The organism is Campylobacter sp. IFREMER_LSEM_CL2127 (assembly GCF_025771745.1).
Lineage (GTDB): Bacteria > Campylobacterota > Campylobacteria > Campylobacterales > Campylobacteraceae > Campylobacter_D.
Genome location: NZ_JAKMQV010000006.1, coordinates 17,857 through 36,502 on the forward strand (window position 1 = coordinate 17,857; position 18,646 = coordinate 36,502).

Sequence of the window (18,646 nt, forward strand, 5' to 3'; positions counted from 1 at the left end):
AAATTGCCTTAAAATTAAGCAAAAAAGACTAAAATAACGGGAAATTTTATATGGAATTTATATGTTAAGAATAGTTAAAAAAAATTTAGGTATATATTTTATGATTATTGCTTCCATAGAATTTGCACTTGTAGGCGCTTGTGCAAAAATTCTTAGTGAAGAATTATCATCGATTGAAATTATGTTTTTTAGAAATATCATAGGCACAGCTTTTATGCTTTATGCGCTTTCAAAATTAAATTTTCATAAAAGCGGCGGTCGTTTGGGTTTGCTTATTTTTAGAGGTGTTATAGGAACGATTGCCTTATATCTTTTCTTTTATAATGTTTCTAATATTTCTTTAGGTGGGGCTTTTGCTTTTCAAAAAACAGCACCGATTTTTATAGCTTTAATTGCTTTGTTATTTTTTAAAGAAAGCTTGGGATTAAAAGCTTGTTTTGGGATTTTGATTGCTTTTATAGGAGTATTGTTAATTTGTCAGCCTTTTGCAGATAGTGCTATGCACTCAGGTTTTGATTTGAAAAATAGTATTTTGGGAATTTTAAGTGGTTTTTGTGCAGCCTTGGCACTAACTAGTGTAAGAGAGCTTAGAAAATCATATCCAGCACCTTTTATAGCTTTATCTTTTGTTTTAATTGGTACTTTAATGCCTTTAATGTCTATGATTATAGGTTCTTTTTATGAAACAAAAGAACTTGATTTTTTAATTGCTCCATTTGTGATGCCTAGTTTTAAAGCTTGGATTTTTATTATTTTAATGGGTGTTTTTGGAGCAATGTATCAAATTCATGTTACCAAAGCTTATGGGGTGGCAAAAAAGGCAGGAGTTGTTGCTGGGGTTAGTTATATAGATGTAGTTTTTACTTTATTTTTGGGCATATTATTAGGAGATGAATTTCCTAGTTTGATGGTTTTTATAGGAATTTTTAGCATTATTATAGGAGGAATTATTTTGGTTAGTAAGCAAACAAAAGGAAAGAAAAATGGAAAATAAAACAGATTTAATTTATGGTTTAGAAGATAAACCACCTTTTGCTAAGGCATTTTTTGCTGCATTAGTGCATTTAATGGCTATGTTTGTGGCTGTGATTACACCTGCTTTATTAATTTGTAAGGGTCTTGGAATAGATGATACTAATACAGCTAGAATTATATGCATGTCACTTTTTGCTTCAGGTGTTGCTTCGCTTTTACAGATTAAAACTTGGGGTCCTATAGGGAGTGGACTTTTATCTATTCAAGGGACTAGTTTTAACTTTGTTGCGCCTATTATACTAGGTGGGCTTGTTTTAAAAAATAATGGTTTATCACAAGAAGCAATGCTTGGGGCTATTTTTGGCACTCTAATGCTTTGTTCTACCACTGAAATGATTATTTCTCAAATTTTACCTTTTATTAGAAGAGTGATTTCGCCTTTGGTTTCTGGTATAGTAGTGATGATTATAGGTCTTAGTTTGATTAATGTTGGTCTTGTGAGTGCAGGAGGTGGATTTGCGGCTAAGGCAAGTGGTGAGTTTGGTTCTTTACAAAATTTATTATTAGCCGGAGTTGTGATTTTTAGCATTATTGTTTTAAATCGCTTTAATAATGCATATATAAGAATTTCTTCTTTATTTATAGCTATGATAATAGGGCTTTTAGTGGCTATGACTTTTGAAAATTTTAGCTTTAATTTTAATGAAAATTTACCTTTAATGTTTTTACCTGATCCTTTGCACTATGGTTTGAGTATTGATTATAATCTCATTTTACCTTTGATTTTAGTTTTTATGGTAACTTCTTTAGAAACAATTGGTGATATTAGCGCTACTAGTGAAGTTTCAAATCAGCCGGTTAAAGGTGAACTTTATGCAAAAAGATTAAAAGGTGGAGTTTTGGCAAATGGTTTTAATTCTTTTGTTTCGGCCTTTTTTAATACTTTTCCAAACTCATGTTTTGGGCAAAATAATGGTGTCATAGCTTTAACAGGTGTTGCAAGTCGCTATGTAGGGTTTATTGTAGCTTTTATGTTGATGATTTTGGGTTTATTTCCTATTGTGGCTGATATTACTTTGCAAATTCCAGAACCTATTTTAGGTGGGGCAACTTTAGTGATGTTTGGTACTATAGCTGCAACGGGGGTTAGGATTATCTCTAAAGAAAATTTAAACCGTCGTTCTATTATCATTATAGCTATGAGTTTGGGTATAGGACTTGGAGTTTCTAATAATCCTGATATTTTAGAATTTATGCCAATGTGGTTTAAAACTTTATTTTCTTCAGGGATTGCAGCAGGTGGGATTACAGCTATTATTTTAAATTTTGTTTTTCCTCTTGAAGAAAATAATAAAAATAAAGTAAAATAATAAAAAAACAAGGAAAAAATGATGAAAAAAATGATACTAATAGCAGGGCCTTGTGTGATAGAAAATGAAGAGCTTGTTTTTAAGGTTGCACAAGAGCTTGAATGCTTTTTAAAAGATGATAGAATTGATTTTTATTTTAAATCAAGCTTTGATAAAGCAAACAGAACTAGTATTAATAGTTTTAGAGGACCAGGTATTGAAAAAGGCTTGGAAATTTTGCAAAAAGTTAAAGATAAATTCGGCATGCAAGTTCTTACTGATATTCATGAGAGTTCTCAAGCAAGTATTGCGGCTGAGGTTGTAGATGTTTTACAAATTCCTGCCTTTTTATGCAGGCAAACTGATTTATTGGTGGCTGCTGCTAAAACAAAAGCTAAGGTAAATGTAAAAAAGGGGCAATTTTTAAACCCTGAAGACATTAAATACAGCGTAGCTAAAATTTTACAAACTAGAGGCATTAACGAAGAAGGTTTTGAAATAGCCAAAGAAAATGGGGTTTTTGTAGCTGAGAGAGGTTCGAGTTTTGGTTATGGAAATTTAGTTGTAGATATGAGAAGTTTGGTTATCATGAGAAAATATGCTCCGGTTGTTTTTGATGCTACTCATAGTGTGCAAATGCCAGGAGCAAATGGTGGAAGTAGTGGAGGCAAAAGTGAATTTGTAGAGCCTTTAGCAAGAGCTGCTGCTAGTGTGGGTGTAGATGGATTTTTCTTTGAAACACACATTGATCCTTGTAAGGCTTTATGTGATGGACCAAATATGCTTGATCTTTCAAGACTTAAAAATTGCGTAAATACGCTTTTAAAAATTCAAGAAATCATTTAAAAAAAGGAAAAATATGAAGATAATAGAGGGAAATTTAAGTTTAAAAGGTGATGAGAAAATTGCAATTATTAATGCAAGATTTAATCATATTATCACAGATCGTTTAGTTGAAGGTGCTAAAGATGCTTTTTTAAGACATGGGGGTAAGGAAGAGAACTTAAGTCTTATTTTAGTGCCAGGTGCTTTTGAAATTCCTTTTGTACTAAAACAAGCTTGTGAGAGTAAAAAATTTGATGGAATTTGTTGTGTTGGAGCGGTAATTCGTGGAAGTACGCCACATTTTGATTATGTAGCAGCTGAAACTACTAAAGGTATAGCGAGTGTGGGGCTTGGAGCTAATGTGCCTGTAAGCTTTGGAGTTTTAACAACTGATACTTTAGAGCAAGCCATAGAAAGAGCAGGTAGTAAAGCAGGTAATAAAGGTTTTGAAGCTATGCTTACTGTGGTTGAAATGCTTAATTTAATCCAAAAAATTAAGGCTTAAAATGGCTACTAGACACCAAGTAAGACAAAGTATTGTTTCTTTGCTTTATGCAGCACAGCTAAATCAAGAAAATAAAGATTTTATTAATGAATTTTTAGATGAGAAAAAAATTCGCAATGACCAAAGAAAATTCACTCTAGATTTGTATAATGGCATTAATGAGCAACTTACTTTGCTTGATGAGAAAATTAATGAGTGTTTAAAAGAGCATAAGTTAGATGGAGTAGCTAGTATAGAAAAGGCTATTTTGCGTTTGGGTGCTTATGAGATTTTATTTACTTCTACACAAAAAGCGATTATCATTAATGAGGCTATAGAGCTTGCAAAAGAAATGGCAGGGGACAATGCTCCTAAATTTATCAATGGAGTATTAGATAAAATCAACAAGGAAGCACAATGAAACTTTGCGTGGCTTTTGATGTGGCAAGCTATAATGAGTGTATAAATTTAGCCAAGGAATTAAAAGGTTTAGATCTTTGGGTTAAAATAGGGCTTAGATCGTATTTAAGAGATGGAGCAAAGCTTTTAGAAGCGATTAAAAAAGTGGATAATTTTAAAATCTTTTTAGATTTAAAGCTTTATGATATACCAAATACTATGGCAGATGCTTGTGAAGAACTTGCTAAACTTGATGTAGATATGTTTAATATCCATGCAAGTGCAGGTAAAAGTGCTATGTGTATGATTATGGAGCGCTTAAATGCTTTAAGCAAAAGACCTTTAGTGCTTGCCGTATCTGCTTTAACTAGCTTTGATGAGCAAGAATTTTTTAGTGTGTATAAACAAGATATTAAACAAGCTGTTAAAGATTTTTCTAAAATTAGTTATGAAAGTGGTCTTGATGGTATGGTTTGCTCGGTATATGAAAGTTTGCTGATAAAAGAAAATACAAGTACAAAATTTATTACATTAACGCCTGGAATTCGTCCGTTTAAAGAAAATTCAGATGATCAAAAAAGAGTAGCTGATATAGAGTGTGCTAAGGATAATTTGTCAGATTTTATTGTGGTTGGAAGACCTATTTATAAAGCAAAAGAACCTAGAAAGATTTGCGAGGATATATTAGAGTATTTAAAATAAGCCTTAAGGCTTATTTTAAATAAACTTTCATTTTTTTATTTTCTAAAATAATTCCTTCATCATCGTTAATGATTTTAAATTCTCCATTAAAGTATCTTAGGAAATTGTCTTCAAATTTCATAGATTCTTGATCACAAAGCATTTTTGTTGAAGCAAGATTGTCTTCTATTTTTATACTATTTCCTTGATCTTTATAATTTCCAAAAAATCTATTACATCCTGCTGTTCCAAAAAGCCTTTTGTCTTTATTGTCAAAACTAATACTTGTTTTTGTATTTTGAGGAAGTTCGTAGCTTTTTCCATTTGCTTCATAAGAACTTATGGTAAATTCTTTATTTTGTAAATCATCAACACTTAAAGTTGCCACAGAACACCCACTAAAAACAGCTAAACTTGCTATGCTTAATGTGATTATTTTTTTCATTTTTATTCTCCTTATACATGAAAATGTTTTAATTCATCTTCTAAATTTTGACAAACTACATTTAACTCATGAGCAACATCAAGCAAAATTTTTGAAATTTCTTCATTTTTATCGCTTAATTTTACCGTTTCTTGCATTTTATCAAGTAAAGATTGTAAAGTTTCTTGTGTGCTTGAGATTTTTTGCATACAAGCATTTGCCAAGTCTCTTGCATTTTCATTGCAAACTTTTACTTCATTGGTCCCTTCTACAAGATCTTTTGCATCTTGGTTTAAAGAATTAATTTCTTTAGCATTGTGTTTTAATTCTTTAGAAACTTCATTAATACTATCTACTAGTTGCTTGGTGACAATAGCAATATTTTTTAAAAAATCTTCTGAGCTTTGAGCAAGATTTCTTACATCTTCAGCGATAACTGAAAAACCACGACCAAATTCTCCAGCACGCGCAGCTTCAATACCTGCGTTTAATGATAAAAGATTGGTTTTATCAGCAATTTCTCCCATCATATCAGAAGCCTTTTTGATCTCTTCTGCTTGTTTTTCCATAACTTCAACTTTTTGAGATAAAACATCTTCATTTTCTGCAACAACTCTTACTTTATCTACTACCTGGTTTAATGAATCAAGCATGGTGTTTAAAACTTCAAAAGATTTTGTATTGGCTTTATTTGCATTGTTTGAAAGCTCAGCAAGATCTTGTAACTCTGTATGAATTTGCTCACTTAAATGATAAGATTCATCAGTTTTTGTGTGACCTTCTTTTGTTCTATTTGCTAGATCAAGTGCATTGGTATTTAAAAGCTTAGATTGTTTATCTACCATTTGAGAATTTTCATTAGTAGAAATCACTGCATTTTGAATTTTTTCAATAAATTGGTTGATGTAGGTGCAAGCTTTGCCTATTTCGTCAGTGCTTTTTATGTTGATTCTTGCGCGTAAATCTCCATCGCCGCTAGCTAATTCTTTAGCATGTTTTAAAAGATCTAAAACAGGATTACCCACAACTATTTTTAAAATATAAAGCACAGCAAAAACAGTAAAAAGTAAAGCTATGCTAAAGATTATAATATAAGTTCTAGCTGAGCTTGCCAAATCATCATCTACATGTTTTAAATCATTGTACATATCCATAACACCCAAAACATCACCTTCTTTAGCATTAGCATGACAAGCTAAGCAACTTTCATTAGCGATTAATGGGCGTATAAGTCTTAGATAATGTCCTTGATTGTTATTGATTTCAACAGCTTGTATTTGCGGCTTGTTAAATTGTTCGTTGATGATACTTTCATCACTTTTTGTATATTTTTGCATTTCAAAAAGTTCAATTGTGCCCTTTGAAGGATAAATTTTAATATCTTTTATGCCTTCAATTTCTCCAGCATCTTTTATAGCTTGTTCTATAATAGCAGGGTCACCTAAATTCATTGCCATTCTTAATGTTTGAAAAACAGAAGTGCTTAAGGTATCTAAATGTGCACGGCTGATTCTATCGGTCGTTTGCTGAGAATCTTTTTGTAAGATAATTTGCATGATAATAAAACTAATTAGCAATGTAGAAATCATTGCTAAAGATATCTTCGCACCTATGCTTTTAAACATTTGAAGCTCCTTGTATTAATGTAAAAAGTGTCTTACACCGCTAAAATATAGTGCAATACCATATTCATTGGCAGCTTGGATGATATCCTCATCTCTTATACTTCCACCTGGTTCGATAATGGCCTTTACACCTATTTTACTAGCCTCATCTATGCTATCTCTAAATGGAAAGAAAGCCTCGCTTGCTAAAACACAACCATTTAAATCAAGCCCCATTTCCTTAGCTTTATTAATAGCTGCTTTAGCTGCATCGATACGACTTGTCATACCCATACCAATGGCTACCATAGCTCCATTTTTTACATAAACTACGTTATTTGATTTGGTAAATGCAGCAATTTTCATAGCTATTTCAAGATCTTTTAATTCTTGTTCATTAGCTTTTCTTTCGCTTTTTAATACTGCATTTTTTAATTCATCTTCTTTAACTTCATCGCTATCTTGATATACAAAACCACCATCTATGTGTTTAAAATCATATTTATCATAAGCTCTAGTTAAAAATGGCGCTTTTTGTGTAAAGATTTTAATACGTTTTTTATCTTTAAAAACTTCCAAAGCATCATCGTCTACATTTGCTGCAATGATTACTTCTATATAAATTTCATTGATTTTTTGCGCTAATTCTTTGTCTAAGGTTCCATTGATAGCAACAACTCCTCCATAAGCACTCAAGGTATCGCATTTAAGCGCATGGATATAGCTTTGGAGTAAGTTTTCTTTTATAGCAAAACCACAAGCATTTGCATGTTTTACAATGGCTACTGCTGGAGCTTTATCAAAAGCACTTGCTAAATTTAAAGCTGCGTTAATATCGGTTAGATTATTAAAACTTGCCTCGCCTTTTAAGGTTGTAAAATTGTGTGTGAAAAAATCATCAAATTCATATAAAGCACCTTTTTGGTGAGGATTTTCTCCATATCTTGTGTCAAACACTTTTTGACCTACAATAAATTTACTTGCTCCAAAACCACCATTAAAACGTTCGTTCATATAATTTGCTATATAAGCATCATAATTTGCTGTATGCTCATAAGCTTTGATCATCAAAGCTCTTCTAAAATCAAGATCTAAAGTATTATCTTTTAAAGCTTGTATGATTTTATCATAATCTAAAATATCACAAACTACAATGACATTTTTAAAGTTTTTTGCGCCACTGCGTATCATAGCAGGACCACCGATATCGATATTTTCTACAATCTCATCAAAATCTTGGGTTAAAATTGTAGTTTTTTTGAAAGGATATAAATTTACACAAAGTAAGTCTATGCTTTCTATATTATACTCTTTAGCTTGCTTTTGGTGGCTTTCATCTTCTCTTTTGTACAAAATTCCGCCATGAATTTTTGGGTGCAAGGTTTTTACACGTCCTTCAAACATTTCAGGACTTTGAGTAAAATCACTAACTTCTTGTACTTGTAGGTTATTTTCTTTTAAAAGCTTATAAGTGCCTCCAGTAGATAAAAGCTCAAAACCTAATTTTGCAAGCTCACTAGCAAATTCTACTACTCCTTCTTTATCACTGACACTAATTAGTGCTTTCATTGATTTTTCCTTTCTATGTATTGTTTTAAAAATTCATAAGATTCATTAACTTCTTGAAATTTTTTTACACCTTCTTTTATTTTTGCTTCATCGCTGTTGTTTGCGTTTAAAATATCAGGATGATATTTTTTAGCAAGTTCTCTATAGCGTTTTTTAAGCTCTTGTAAATTTACATTTTCGCTTACACCTAAGACCTCGCATGCTTTTTGCAAATTCATACCCACCTTTTGAGTTTGCATAGAATTTAGAAGTCTCTCAAGTATATTTACATCAAGATTAAATGCTTTGACAATGGCTTTTAATACATCTTTTTTAGTGCTGTTAAGTTCTCCATCAATCAAGGCCATTGCGACCAAAACATTTAATATATTAATTCTTTCTTGTTGAGGTAAAGGTACTTCCTTGATGAGTTCTTTGGCTACTTCATAGGTGTCATTTAAGGTGTTTTTGTGTTCATTAAAACTTTGTTTTAAAAATTTTCTTTCTCTTGAATCTTTGGCATTGTAATCAAGAATTTGTGAGATCATATTAGCTTCATTTTCACTAACTCTGCCATCACTTTTTGCTATTTTTGCTAAAAGTGCTATAACATAGTAGTTTAATCTTCTTTTAAATCCATCAATTCTTTCTTCGTGATAGCCTTGTTTAAAACCTTGAGAGAAACTTTTAGCTCCTTTTTTTAAAGAGCCTAAAAGATCATCTTTACCCCATGTTTTATAATACCAATAAAATGCCAAAATTGCCAATACGAGTAAAACAAAAAGCATTTTTATCCTAAATACTCATTAAATTTATCAAAATAAATTGTTTGTAGTTTTGCTAAAGATATCTTAATATCATCTAAAATGAAATCTTTTTCAGTTAAATTTCCAAGTTTTGTAAATTTAATTCCCATTTCATTTGTAAATTTGATAAATTTTTCTTCATTTTTAACACCAACTATAACTCTTGTTGGACTTTCTTCGAAAATAAAACTCTTATCTTCAAAATTAGTTTTTACTTCAATACCTAAATTTGCCTTTGCACTCATTTTAGCTAAAGTGATAGCAAGACCACCTATACCTATGCTATTAGCACAATCAAGTAATTTTGCTTCGTTTGCTTTTAGTAAGAAATCCCATAGTTTTAATTCTGCGTTAAAATCTATATCTTCAAGCTCTCCTGCCACTTTTTGATCTAGCACTTTAGCAATCAAAGATCCACCAAAAGCACCTTTGCTTTCTCCAAGTAGATAAATAGCGCTAGTATCTTTGCTAAAATATGATTTTAAAACATTTTCTGCTTTTTCGTTTACCCCAACGCAAGCTATAGTTGGGCTTGGAAAAATACTTACTCCATCGGTTTCATTATATAAAGAAACATTGCCACTTACTACAGGGGTATTGAGTTCTTTACAAGCGAGTTTAATACCTTCACAACCTTGTGCAAATTGCCACATTACCTCAGGATTTTGTGGGTTGCCATAATTTAAACAATCACTAATTGCTAAAGGTCTAGCTCCTGAGCATGCTATTTTTCTTCCTGCACTTGCAACAGCTGTTGCTGCACCTATTTTTGGATCTACATAGTTTAATCTTGAGTTACACTCAATGGCCATAGAAAGTAAGCAGTTATTTTCTTTAATTCTAATACTATTTGCTCCTAAAGCCCCATCACTTTTTAAAGTATTGGTTTGTACGCTTGAGTCAAACTGCTCATAAATATAAGCTTTATTGCTAACATTTTCATCTGCAAGGAGTTTTTCAAATGCTTCTTGAGTAGGAATGTTAAGTTTAAATTGATAGTTTTTTATCTCATCTAGGTATTTTGGCTTAGATACAGGTCTATCAAGTATAGGTGCTTTTTCACTTAGTGGTTCAATAGGGATTAAGCCAACTAATTCATCATGCCAAAATAGTTCCATTTTGCCAGTATCGGTAACTTCGCCTATAATAGCTGCATCAAGCCCCCATTTGTTAAAAATTTCAATAACTTTTTCTTCATAGCCTTTTTTAGCACAAATTAGCATTCTCTCTTGAGATTCACTTAGCATTAACTCATAAGGAGTCATACCTTCTTCTCTCATAGGAGTTTTGTCAAGATAAAGTTTCATACCGCTACCACTGCGTCCTGCCATTTCAAAAGAGCTTGAAGTAAGTCCTGCTGCACCCATATCTTGAATTCCAACTATATAATCAGTTTTGAAAAGTTCCAAACAAGCTTCCATTAACAATTTTTCAGCAAATGGATCGCCAATTTGCACGGTTGGTCTTAAGCTTTTACTAGATTCATTAAAGCTATCACTTGCCATTACAGCTCCGCCAAGCCCGTCGCGACCAGTTTTTGAACCCACATAAATTACAGGATTGCCTATACCTTCAGCTTTTGCATAAAAAATATCTTCGATTTTACAAGTTCCAAGCGCAAAAGCATTAACTAAGATATTTCCATTAAAACATTCATCAAAAGCACATTCTCCACCAATAGTAGGCACACCCATGCAATTACCATAGTGTGAAATTCCACTTACTACACCTTTAACTAAATATTTTTGATGTTTGCCTATTTTTTCATCGTGGATGTTGCCAAATTTTAAAGAATTCATACCTGCAACAACTCTTGCGCCCATGGTAAAAACATCACGTAAAATTCCGCCCACACCTGTTGCTGCACCTGCAAATGGCTCTATAAAGCTTGGGTGATTGTGACTTTCTACTTTAAATACAGCTGCCATTCCTTTGCCTATATCTATCACCCCAGCGTTTTCACCAGGACCTTGGATTACCCAAGGAGCCTTGGTTGGAAAGCCATTAAGGTATTTTTTGCTTGATTTATATGAGCAATGCTCGCTCCACATAGCAGAAATTACTCCAAGCTCTAGTAAATTAGGCTTTCTGCCTAGTATATTTAAAATTTCTTGATATTCTTCGTCATTAATTTTGTGTTGTTTTATAATTTCTTTATCCATTTTCTCTCCTTTTTATTTACCTAAACAAAAATTACTAAACATAGCATCTAAAATTTCATCTCTTTCAAAATCTTTTGTGAATTGGGCTATCTCTCCTATGGCTAAATTTAGTTCAAAAGCAAAAAGTTCTAAAGAACTTTCTTTTAATAAATCCCTTGCGCGCAAAATAGCTTCGCTAGCATTCTTGCAAGCATTGAGTATTAAGGTATTGCTAATTAGCATTCCATCGCCATCTAAAGTATTTAAGTATTCATTTAAATTTTCCTTAATGGCTTGGGTGTTTTCTTGAGCACAAATGCGTATACAAGAAGTACTAATTTCATGTTTAAATTTGGTAGTCAGATCGCTTTTGTTTAAAACATAAATGATTTTTTTATCACAATTTTTTAAAGCTTGTAAAATACGCTCATCTTCTTCTTCAAATTCTTTAGATCCATCAAAAACAGCTATGATAATATCTGCTTCTTTAATGCTTTCATAGCTTAAATTAACCCCGATTTTTTCTATCTCATCATCTGCATTTCTTATACCTGCTGTGTCGATAATTTTGATTAAATGTGAGCCTATTTTCAAGCTTTCCTCGATACGATCTCTTGTGGTACCTGCAATATTAGAAACAATAGCTCTATCAAATGCTAAAAGTGAATTTAATAATGAGCTTTTTCCTGCATTTGGTTTACCGATAATAGCAACTTTAAAGCCTTCTATAAGTCCTTTTTTACTTAAAGAAATATCTACTATATCGCGTAAAAGTTTTGAATTTTTTTCACACATGGTAATGATTTGATCAAGTAAATCTTGTGGTAAGTCATCATCTGCATAATCAATACTAGTTTCTACAAAAGCAAGGGTTTGAACAAGATCCATTCTAATGGTATTTAAAAATTTACTTAAATCACCTTTAATGTTTTTTGCTATGATATTTGCAGCACTTGTTGATTTTGACATGATGACATCTTGTATACTTAAAGCTTTTAAAAGATCCATTTTGCCATTTAAACAAGCTCTTTTGCTAAATTCTCCAGGGCTAGCAAGACGCGCTCCTGCTAAAATAAGCTCATCAAGTAAAATTTCACTCAAAGAAAAACCTCCATGAAGTTGAAATTCTACTACATCTTCTCCTGTAAAAGAGCAGGGTGTTTTAAAATAAATCACTAAAGCTTCATCTAAGAAGTCATTGTTGTTTTTATAAAGTTTGCACAAGTGTGCATAGCGGGGCGTTAATTCTTTTTTGTGGGTAATTTTCAATGCAAGCTCTAAAGCTTTCTCCCCACTTACTCTAATGATACTTATAGAGCCCACTCCATGGGCTGTGGCTATAGCAGCTATAGTGTCATTCATTCATTTTTCTTCAAAAAATCATTTACAACGATGTATCTTTGATCGTCATTTTGTTTAATAGCTACATATTTATCAGGAAAACGTTCTCTTAATTTTTCTAATGCAAGTTTTAGCCAAATTCCATCTAAAGGCTTTGTTTGGACTCTTCCTGTACTCTCTACTTTTTCTATAAGAATTTTTAAATAATTTTCTATAGCTTGGGTTTGATTTTCTAAAAATTGAGCGATTTCTAGTCTTGGCTGAATTTTATATTTAGCGCTAAGCCAGTTATAAAGTAAATATGAAAAAGCCTTATATCTATGGGCTTCTTTGCCTATAAGTAAAGCTGCATCTTCTCCATCAAGTTTTATCAATACACAATTTTCGTCCCAAACACTAACTTGTACAACCTTGATATCAAAATCAAAAGTTGCCAGTAAATTTTCTAGTGAAATTTTTATCTCATCAACATAAGAAGCGATATTTTTTTCTTCTGGTGATTCTTTATGAAATGAATCAAAAATAGCATCATTTTTTACTTTATAATGTTCTTTAGTTGGAGCATTGGCTTCAAGTGGTTTTTGAAAACTTTCTCTGTGTTCTTTGTAGTGTTCATTTTTTTCAAGATTTTTTTGTGAATGTTTGCTAAAATTCTCGTTTTGATTTTTTTTAGCTTTTTCTTGATGAGGTTTTTTGGTTTTTTTGTGTCCTTTAATACAAATAATAGCATTTTTTCTAAACAAACCAAAAAATCCTGCTTTAGCATGTTGAATAACTTCATATTCTAGATCAATCACAGAGCACTCAAGTTGTTTTGAGGCTTCTATGAGTGCAGTTTGTAAGTCTTTAGCTTCTATGTTCATGTTTAGCTATTTCCTCTTTTTTGTGGTTTTTGAAAAGTTTATTTACAATCACTTGTTGAATAAGTGAGCATATATTATTTACACACCAATATAAAGTTAAACCTGCTGGGAAGGTTAAGAAGAAGAAAGTGAAAATTAATGGTAAAAATTTCATAATCTTTTCTTGCATAGGATCTTGTATAGCCATTGGTGTGATAAGTTGTTGGATAAACATAGTTAGACCCATAAATATAGGTAAGATAAACCATGGATCCATCACAGATAAATCTGTAATCCAAAAAGCCCAAGGTGCAGCTTTTAGCTCTATAGCATTTAGTAAAACTCTATAAATTGCAAAGAAAATTGGAATTTGAATAAGTATAGGCAAACATCCACTCATAGGATTTGCACCATGTTTTTTATAAAGTTCCATCATGTGCAAATTCATTTTTTGCGGATCGCCTTTATAACGCTCTCTGATTTCTTTCATTTTAGGTGCCAAATCTTTGAGTTTATTCATAGAAATCATTGATTTATAAGTAAGTGGGAAAAGAATAATACGCACGATTAAAGTCATTACTACAATGGCCCAACCCCAGTTACCCATGTAGCCATGTAAGAAATTTAAAAATTCAAACATAGGCTTAGCTATAAAAGTAAACCAACCATATTCCACAACATCATCTAAATCCGCATGAATGCTTCTTAAAATTTCATGCTCTTTTGAGCCAACATAACCGCTTGCCTTAAAAGTATTTGTCGCACTTGCAAAAACGATAGAATTTTCGTGATTATCTTTAGTAACTACAGCATTGAGTGGTTTTTCAAAATTATAAAAGAAAGCACTATAATAGCGATCTGAAGCCGCCATAAGGGTTACATTAGAAAAACTTTCATCATTTTCTACATCGCCATCTTCTAACATTGTGATTTTATCATCTTTATCTAAGATCAAAACCCCATGTACTGTATAGCTATCAACTGCTATATTTGGACGATAACCTGGAGTGATAAAATAAGTTGCATCCTTGCTTAGATTAACCTCTAAATCATAGTTTCCATATTTATGGAAAGTGATTTTTTTAGTTACTACTAAATCATTTAAATTTTGAGTAAGGATCAAGGTTGTGTTTTCATCACTGACATTGATAGTTTTTTGACTTGTGGTATATGGTGTATTAAATGCCTCTTGATTGATTTTTGCATCACTAAATCTTATTTCTAATGGTAAAGGTGATAAAGAAGTATCTACTAGATTAATACTTTTGCCATTTTCATCTTTGTATTTTTCATCACTTAGATAAAATTTAGCTATCCTACCTAAAGAGTCAATATGTGCTTCAAAATGTTCACTTTTAACAACTGCTATTTCTTCTTTTTGATTAACGCTAAGTTCTGTTTTTGGAGCTTGAGAGTTAGTGCTCGTAGTGCTTTGTGGAGCTGAGTTGTTTTGTTCTATTTGAGTGATATTTTGCTCAGTTTGTGGAGCTTTGGGTATAAAAAAATAATCATAAACTACAAAAAATAAAAATGATAATACAACAGCAATTAATATGCGTTTTTGTTGAGATAAATTTTCTGACACGGATTGTCCTTTGGAAATATAATCTTAATTAAAAAAAATTGATTATCGTTGCAAGGGATATAAAGATAATTGAGTTGTTTTAAAGCATTAAAACTAGGTTTAAAACATATACCTGAGTTTAGATTATTCTTGCGTATTTTAGGATAATCAATACCACCTTTAAAAAACGGATTGCATTTTAAAATTCTTAAAAAAACTGCACCAAATGCTTTAAAAATATTATTTTTTTTAAATTGCCATAAGGCATATTCAGAGCAACTTGGGTAATACCTACAGCATTGTGGTTTAAAAGGACTGATAAAGAGTTGATAAAATCTGATAAATTTTAGACAAACTATTTTATGCATCCTATTTTTTTCAAACCCCATTTCAAGTTTTTTTCTAATTTTAAAAAAGGAATTTCAGTGATACTCGTTTTGGCTACAAGTATGTATTTTCCGTTTTCAACTTGATTTTTAACCTGAAAAAAAGCTGATCTTAAGAGCCTTTTGGCTCTATTTCTTATAACAGCTTTTCCAACTTTTTTGCTAGCAACAACGGCGAATTTTTTTTCTTCGCTTAAAGAGTAAAAGATGATCATGCCTTCGCAATGCCATTTTTTACCTTCTTTATAAATTGCTGCAAACTCTCCTAAGTCGTTAATACTTAGAAAATCTTTTATACCGCTAATCTTTTTCTACCTTTAGCACGTCTAGCATTGATCACTTTGCGACCATTTTTGCTCTTCATACGTACACGAAAGCCGTGAGTTCTTTTTTTAGGAGTTTTATGTGGTTGATATGTTCTTTTCATATTTTTTCCTTAACTTAAAATAAAAAACAAAATAATAAGCGAGTATGTTAGCAAAATCTTACTTAAATCTGCTTTTAATTAAGAGTTATTTTAAAACTTTTTGCTAAATTTTGATTTTATTTTGTAAACTAAGGAAAAATAATGGCTTTTGAAATTTGTGAGAGTAAAAAAGAAGATTTGGAAAAAATTTTAGAATTACTCAAAGAACTTGCTATTCATGAAAATATGCTTGAAGATGTAAAATGCACAAGCAAAGAACTTGAAGAATCATTTTTTAAACATGAATATGCTAAGGCTTTGAGCCTAAAGGTTGATGGTGAGATAATAGGCTATGTGATGTATTATTTTACTTTTTCATCTTTTTGGGGTTTGGGTGGATTATACCTAGAAGATATTTACATACAGCCAAAATATAGAAAAAAAGGTTATGCTAGAGCTGTTTTTAAATATCTAGCGCAAATTTGCAAAGAAAAAAATCTTAAACGCTTAGAGTGGGTTTGTTTAAATGATAATGATTTGGGGATTGAATTTTATACCAAGTTAAATGCAAGACATATGAGTGAGTGGAGAACTTATCGTTTAGAGGGTGAAAATTTAGAAGCATTGATGTGATGAATAAACGCAGTTTGTATTATCTAAAAGCTTTTGGTTATGAATACTTTGATGAACAAAAGCAAATTAGACATTTTAACTTAAGTTTTAAAGAATTAAACGAAAGAGTAAAAACTTGCAATCTTTGTCATTTTTCTAAATTAAGAAAGTATAGTTTAATAGAAAAAGAAGCCAAAAATGCTAAAATTCTGATTTATCAAGCTTTTATTGATAAAGAAGAAAACGAAAGTGGAAAGTTTTTTGCTTCTAAAAACAAACAAGAGTTTTTAAGATTATGCAAAGAGCTTTTAAATTTAAAAGAAGATGAGATATATTTTTCTTATATGTTTAAATGTTTTAGTAATTTTAAAATAGATGATCAAGCGCTAAAATTATGCTTGCCGTATTTTTATAACGAGCTTGATTTTGTAAAAGCAAAGATTATTTTATGTCTTGGTCAAGAAGCTTTTGTAAGTTTGGGTTTTGAGAACTTTCAAAAATACAAAGGGCAATGTATGCGTTTTAATAATGCTTTGCTTTTGCCAAGTTATGATTTGAATTTTTTGAGTAAAAATCCTAGCTTTTATGCTGAATTTATAGAAGATATTAAAAAAATAAAAGGTTATTTATGAGAAAAAGTTTAGTTTGTTTGATGATGAGTTTTGTTCTAACTTTAAATGTCTTTGCGAAAGAGCAAAAACCATCGCCCATAGAACCTAGTGAGTCTTTTTATCCTAATTTAGAATTTCAAAATTGTGATAATGATTGTTTATTTACTTTGTTAGAAACAGGACTTTATTTCAATTTCTTATCAAGATTTAACAATGATAATGCAAATGAACTCTTGGTTAATATCTATACTAAACTTTTAAATTCCATCATAGATTTTGAAAAAAGAATTCAAAAAAATGCTAGTGTAAAATTAGCTATTATTATACCTGAGCAAACGATTAAAAGTTATTCTAATACTATTATAAACTCAAGCATAGCGTATTTATTAAGACAAAGAGCGCAAATAAAAGTAAAGGTGTTTTTAATAGGCACAGAAGATGAGAACAAGATAACTAAAGCTTTTAAACAAGCTCAAGAAGAAAAATTTAATTACATCATCGCTGGTTTTACAGATAAAGGTGTGAAAAATTTATTAAAAGAAAGCCTTGATTCTAATGTAAAAGTTTTTATTCCTACTGCACACAAAAGAAATTTTGATACGCAAAATGAAAATGTATATTTTGGAAGTATAGATTATCAAAAACAAATTCAAAAACTTTTAGAGTATTCAAATGGTAAAAATATCATTTTTTCAGATGGAACACCTTTGGCAAATCGCTTAGATGAAAATGTTTTAAACATAGGGAATGGTAGCGAGAAAATTTACACTATTAATAGTTCTAAATTTGATTTTAGAAGCATTTTAAATCAAAATAGAAGTTTTCAAGATTCTAGTATTATTTTAAATACTTCTTTGATAAAAACAGCACTCATAAGCTCGCAAATAAGAACTTATGATATAGAACCTTTTGTGCTATTATCAACTCAGATTAATTATAATCCTATTTTGCTAAGCCTAACGCAAATTAATGATAGAAAAAAACTTTTACTAGCAAATTCCATTTCTAATGAGGATCAAACTCTAAGCTATCTTAATGAGCTTTTTTCGCAAAATATTAATTACAACTGGATAGCGTATGCAACTAGCGTGGGGCTTGATTATTTTTATACGCAGTTTTTAGATAAAGACTCTCAAAGAATTTTCGATGAGAGTTTAAATGATAATCAATTTGACTATAAGGTTAAAATCATTCGCTCGCAAGGCTTAGGTTTTACTCCTTTGCAAAATCAGTAAAAATCTTAGCTATAGCCTCATCTATAGGGGCTACTTTTTCATTTTTTAAAAAAGCTAGGGTAAAATCAGCCTCAAAAAGCTTGGTGTTATCTTTGTAAATCTCTTGTTTTATACAAACTGAGGCTTTTTTAAGTTTTGCGATAAATGTTTTTACTTCTATAAGATCTCCAAGTTTGGCTGGTTTTAAAAAGTTACAATTTGCTTTAGTAAGTAGGAAATGTCCTGTATTTTTATCAAAAATTTTCGCGTTTTTTTGAAAAAATATCTCACTTCTTGCTCTTTCGCAAAATTTTAAGTAATTGCTATGATATACCACTCCACCTGCATCGGTATCTTCATAATAAATTCGTATTTGCATTTAAAATCCTTTTTTTGTTTTTTATAATACATTATATTTAAAGTAAATTGAATAT

At 31.0% G+C, this 18,646-nt stretch carries 21 protein-coding genes; 9 read left to right on the forward strand and 12 right to left on the reverse strand.

Going from position 1 to position 18,646, the window contains the following annotated elements; translation table 11 throughout:
• Positions 1–61 precede the first annotated feature (61 nt).
• From L8V77_RS05240 to pyrF, 6 genes are read left to right on the forward strand one after another with little or no spacing between them, the layout of a single operon-like run.
• Complete coding sequence (locus L8V77_RS05240) at positions 62–994, forward strand: DMT family transporter (RefSeq protein WP_263707023.1); 933 nt, start codon at positions 62–64, stop codon at positions 992–994.
• Entirely contained in the window at positions 984–2,345 is a 1,362-nt protein-coding gene (locus tag L8V77_RS05245) for a uracil-xanthine permease family protein (RefSeq protein WP_263658722.1), read from the forward strand. Before L8V77_RS05240 ends, L8V77_RS05245 begins: the two co-directional genes overlap by 11 nt.
• Before the next feature lie 21 nt (positions 2,346–2,366).
• The gene (kdsA, locus tag L8V77_RS05250) at positions 2,367–3,170 is read left to right on the forward strand and encodes a 3-deoxy-8-phosphooctulonate synthase (RefSeq protein WP_263707024.1); all 804 of its coding nucleotides are present in this window, start codon (positions 2,367–2,369) and stop codon (positions 3,168–3,170) included.
• Between the two features lie 13 nt (positions 3,171–3,183).
• Positions 3,184–3,654, forward strand: a complete 471-nt coding sequence (gene ribE / locus L8V77_RS05255; protein WP_263707026.1) for a 6,7-dimethyl-8-ribityllumazine synthase — start codon at positions 3,184–3,186, stop codon at positions 3,652–3,654.
• 1 nt (position 3,655) lies between these two features.
• Complete coding sequence (gene nusB / locus L8V77_RS05260; RefSeq protein WP_257397005.1) at positions 3,656–4,054, forward strand: transcription antitermination factor NusB; 399 nt, start codon at positions 3,656–3,658, stop codon at positions 4,052–4,054.
• On the forward strand, positions 4,051–4,734 hold the full coding sequence (pyrF, locus tag L8V77_RS05265; RefSeq protein ID WP_263707027.1) for an orotidine-5'-phosphate decarboxylase: 684 nt from the start codon (positions 4,051–4,053) through the stop codon (positions 4,732–4,734). Before nusB ends, pyrF begins: the two co-directional genes overlap by 4 nt.
• A 10-nt stretch (positions 4,735–4,744) precedes the next feature.
• On the opposite strand, the gene L8V77_RS05270 is transcribed toward pyrF, so the two are convergent.
• From L8V77_RS05270 to rpmH, 11 genes are read right to left on the reverse strand one after another with little or no spacing between them, the layout of a single operon-like run.
• Positions 4,745–5,158, reverse strand: coding sequence for an META domain-containing protein (locus tag L8V77_RS05270; RefSeq protein WP_263707028.1), 414 nt, complete (start codon positions 5,156–5,158; stop codon positions 4,745–4,747).
• Between the two features lie 11 nt (positions 5,159–5,169).
• Positions 5,170–6,762 carry a methyl-accepting chemotaxis protein gene (locus L8V77_RS05275; protein ID WP_263707029.1) on the reverse strand — a complete coding sequence of 531 codons (1,593 nt, stop codon included), beginning with the start codon at positions 6,760–6,762 and terminating at the stop codon, positions 5,170–5,172.
• A gap of 15 nt (positions 6,763–6,777) precedes the next feature.
• Positions 6,778–8,310: a bifunctional phosphoribosylaminoimidazolecarboxamide formyltransferase/IMP cyclohydrolase gene (gene purH, locus L8V77_RS05280; RefSeq protein WP_263707030.1), complete on the reverse strand. Its 1,533-nt coding sequence runs from the start codon at positions 8,308–8,310 to the stop codon at positions 6,778–6,780.
• Entirely contained in the window at positions 8,307–9,077 is a 771-nt protein-coding gene (locus L8V77_RS05285) for a TerB family tellurite resistance protein (RefSeq protein WP_263707031.1), read from the reverse strand. Before L8V77_RS05285 ends, purH begins: the two co-directional genes overlap by 4 nt.
• 2 nt (positions 9,078–9,079) lie before the next feature.
• A complete protein-coding gene (purL, locus tag L8V77_RS05290; RefSeq protein WP_263707032.1) occupies positions 9,080–11,257 on the reverse strand; it encodes a phosphoribosylformylglycinamidine synthase subunit PurL in 2,178 nt (725 codons plus the stop codon).
• 12 nt (positions 11,258–11,269) lie between these two features.
• On the reverse strand, positions 11,270–12,598 hold the full coding sequence (gene mnmE / locus L8V77_RS05295; protein ID WP_263707033.1) for a tRNA uridine-5-carboxymethylaminomethyl(34) synthesis GTPase MnmE: 1,329 nt from the start codon (positions 12,596–12,598) through the stop codon (positions 11,270–11,272).
• On the reverse strand, positions 12,595–13,440 hold the full coding sequence (locus tag L8V77_RS05300; protein WP_263702801.1) for a Jag N-terminal domain-containing protein: 846 nt from the start codon (positions 13,438–13,440) through the stop codon (positions 12,595–12,597). Before L8V77_RS05300 ends, mnmE begins: the two co-directional genes overlap by 4 nt.
• Positions 13,424–15,004 carry a membrane protein insertase YidC gene (gene yidC, locus L8V77_RS05305; protein WP_263707035.1) on the reverse strand — a complete coding sequence of 527 codons (1,581 nt, stop codon included), beginning with the start codon at positions 15,002–15,004 and terminating at the stop codon, positions 13,424–13,426. Before yidC ends, L8V77_RS05300 begins: the two co-directional genes overlap by 17 nt.
• Positions 14,968–15,351: a membrane protein insertion efficiency factor YidD gene (yidD, locus tag L8V77_RS05310; RefSeq protein WP_263664027.1), complete on the reverse strand. Its 384-nt coding sequence runs from the start codon at positions 15,349–15,351 to the stop codon at positions 14,968–14,970. The genes yidC and yidD overlap by 37 nt, the downstream gene beginning before the upstream one ends.
• Positions 15,339–15,665: a ribonuclease P protein component gene (gene rnpA, locus L8V77_RS05315; protein WP_263664026.1), complete on the reverse strand. Its 327-nt coding sequence runs from the start codon at positions 15,663–15,665 to the stop codon at positions 15,339–15,341. The genes yidD and rnpA overlap by 13 nt, the downstream gene beginning before the upstream one ends.
• On the reverse strand, positions 15,662–15,796 hold the full coding sequence (gene rpmH / locus L8V77_RS05320; RefSeq protein ID WP_012661270.1) for a 50S ribosomal protein L34: 135 nt from the start codon (positions 15,794–15,796) through the stop codon (positions 15,662–15,664). Before rpmH ends, rnpA begins: the two co-directional genes overlap by 4 nt.
• A 138-nt stretch (positions 15,797–15,934) precedes the next feature.
• Between rpmH and L8V77_RS05325 the strand changes: the two genes are divergently transcribed.
• Genes L8V77_RS05325 through L8V77_RS05335 form a run of 3 tightly spaced genes read left to right on the forward strand, consistent with a single transcriptional unit; the run spans position 15,935 to position 18,233 of the window.
• A complete protein-coding gene (locus L8V77_RS05325; protein ID WP_235362456.1) occupies positions 15,935–16,408 on the forward strand; it encodes a GNAT family N-acetyltransferase in 474 nt (157 codons plus the stop codon).
• Positions 16,408–17,019: a uracil-DNA glycosylase family protein gene (locus L8V77_RS05330; RefSeq protein WP_263663998.1), complete on the forward strand. Its 612-nt coding sequence runs from the start codon at positions 16,408–16,410 to the stop codon at positions 17,017–17,019. The genes L8V77_RS05325 and L8V77_RS05330 overlap by 1 nt, the downstream gene beginning before the upstream one ends.
• Entirely contained in the window at positions 17,016–18,233 is a 1,218-nt protein-coding gene (locus tag L8V77_RS05335; protein ID WP_263707036.1) for a hypothetical protein, read from the forward strand. Before L8V77_RS05330 ends, L8V77_RS05335 begins: the two co-directional genes overlap by 4 nt.
• Here the strand turns inward: L8V77_RS05335 and L8V77_RS05340 are convergent.
• Positions 18,211–18,591 (reverse strand): YbgC/FadM family acyl-CoA thioesterase, encoded by a 381-nt coding sequence (locus L8V77_RS05340; protein ID WP_263707038.1) that lies wholly within the window; start codon positions 18,589–18,591, stop codon positions 18,211–18,213. The genes L8V77_RS05335 and L8V77_RS05340 overlap by 23 nt on opposite strands.
• Between the last annotated feature and the right edge of the window lie 55 nt (positions 18,592–18,646).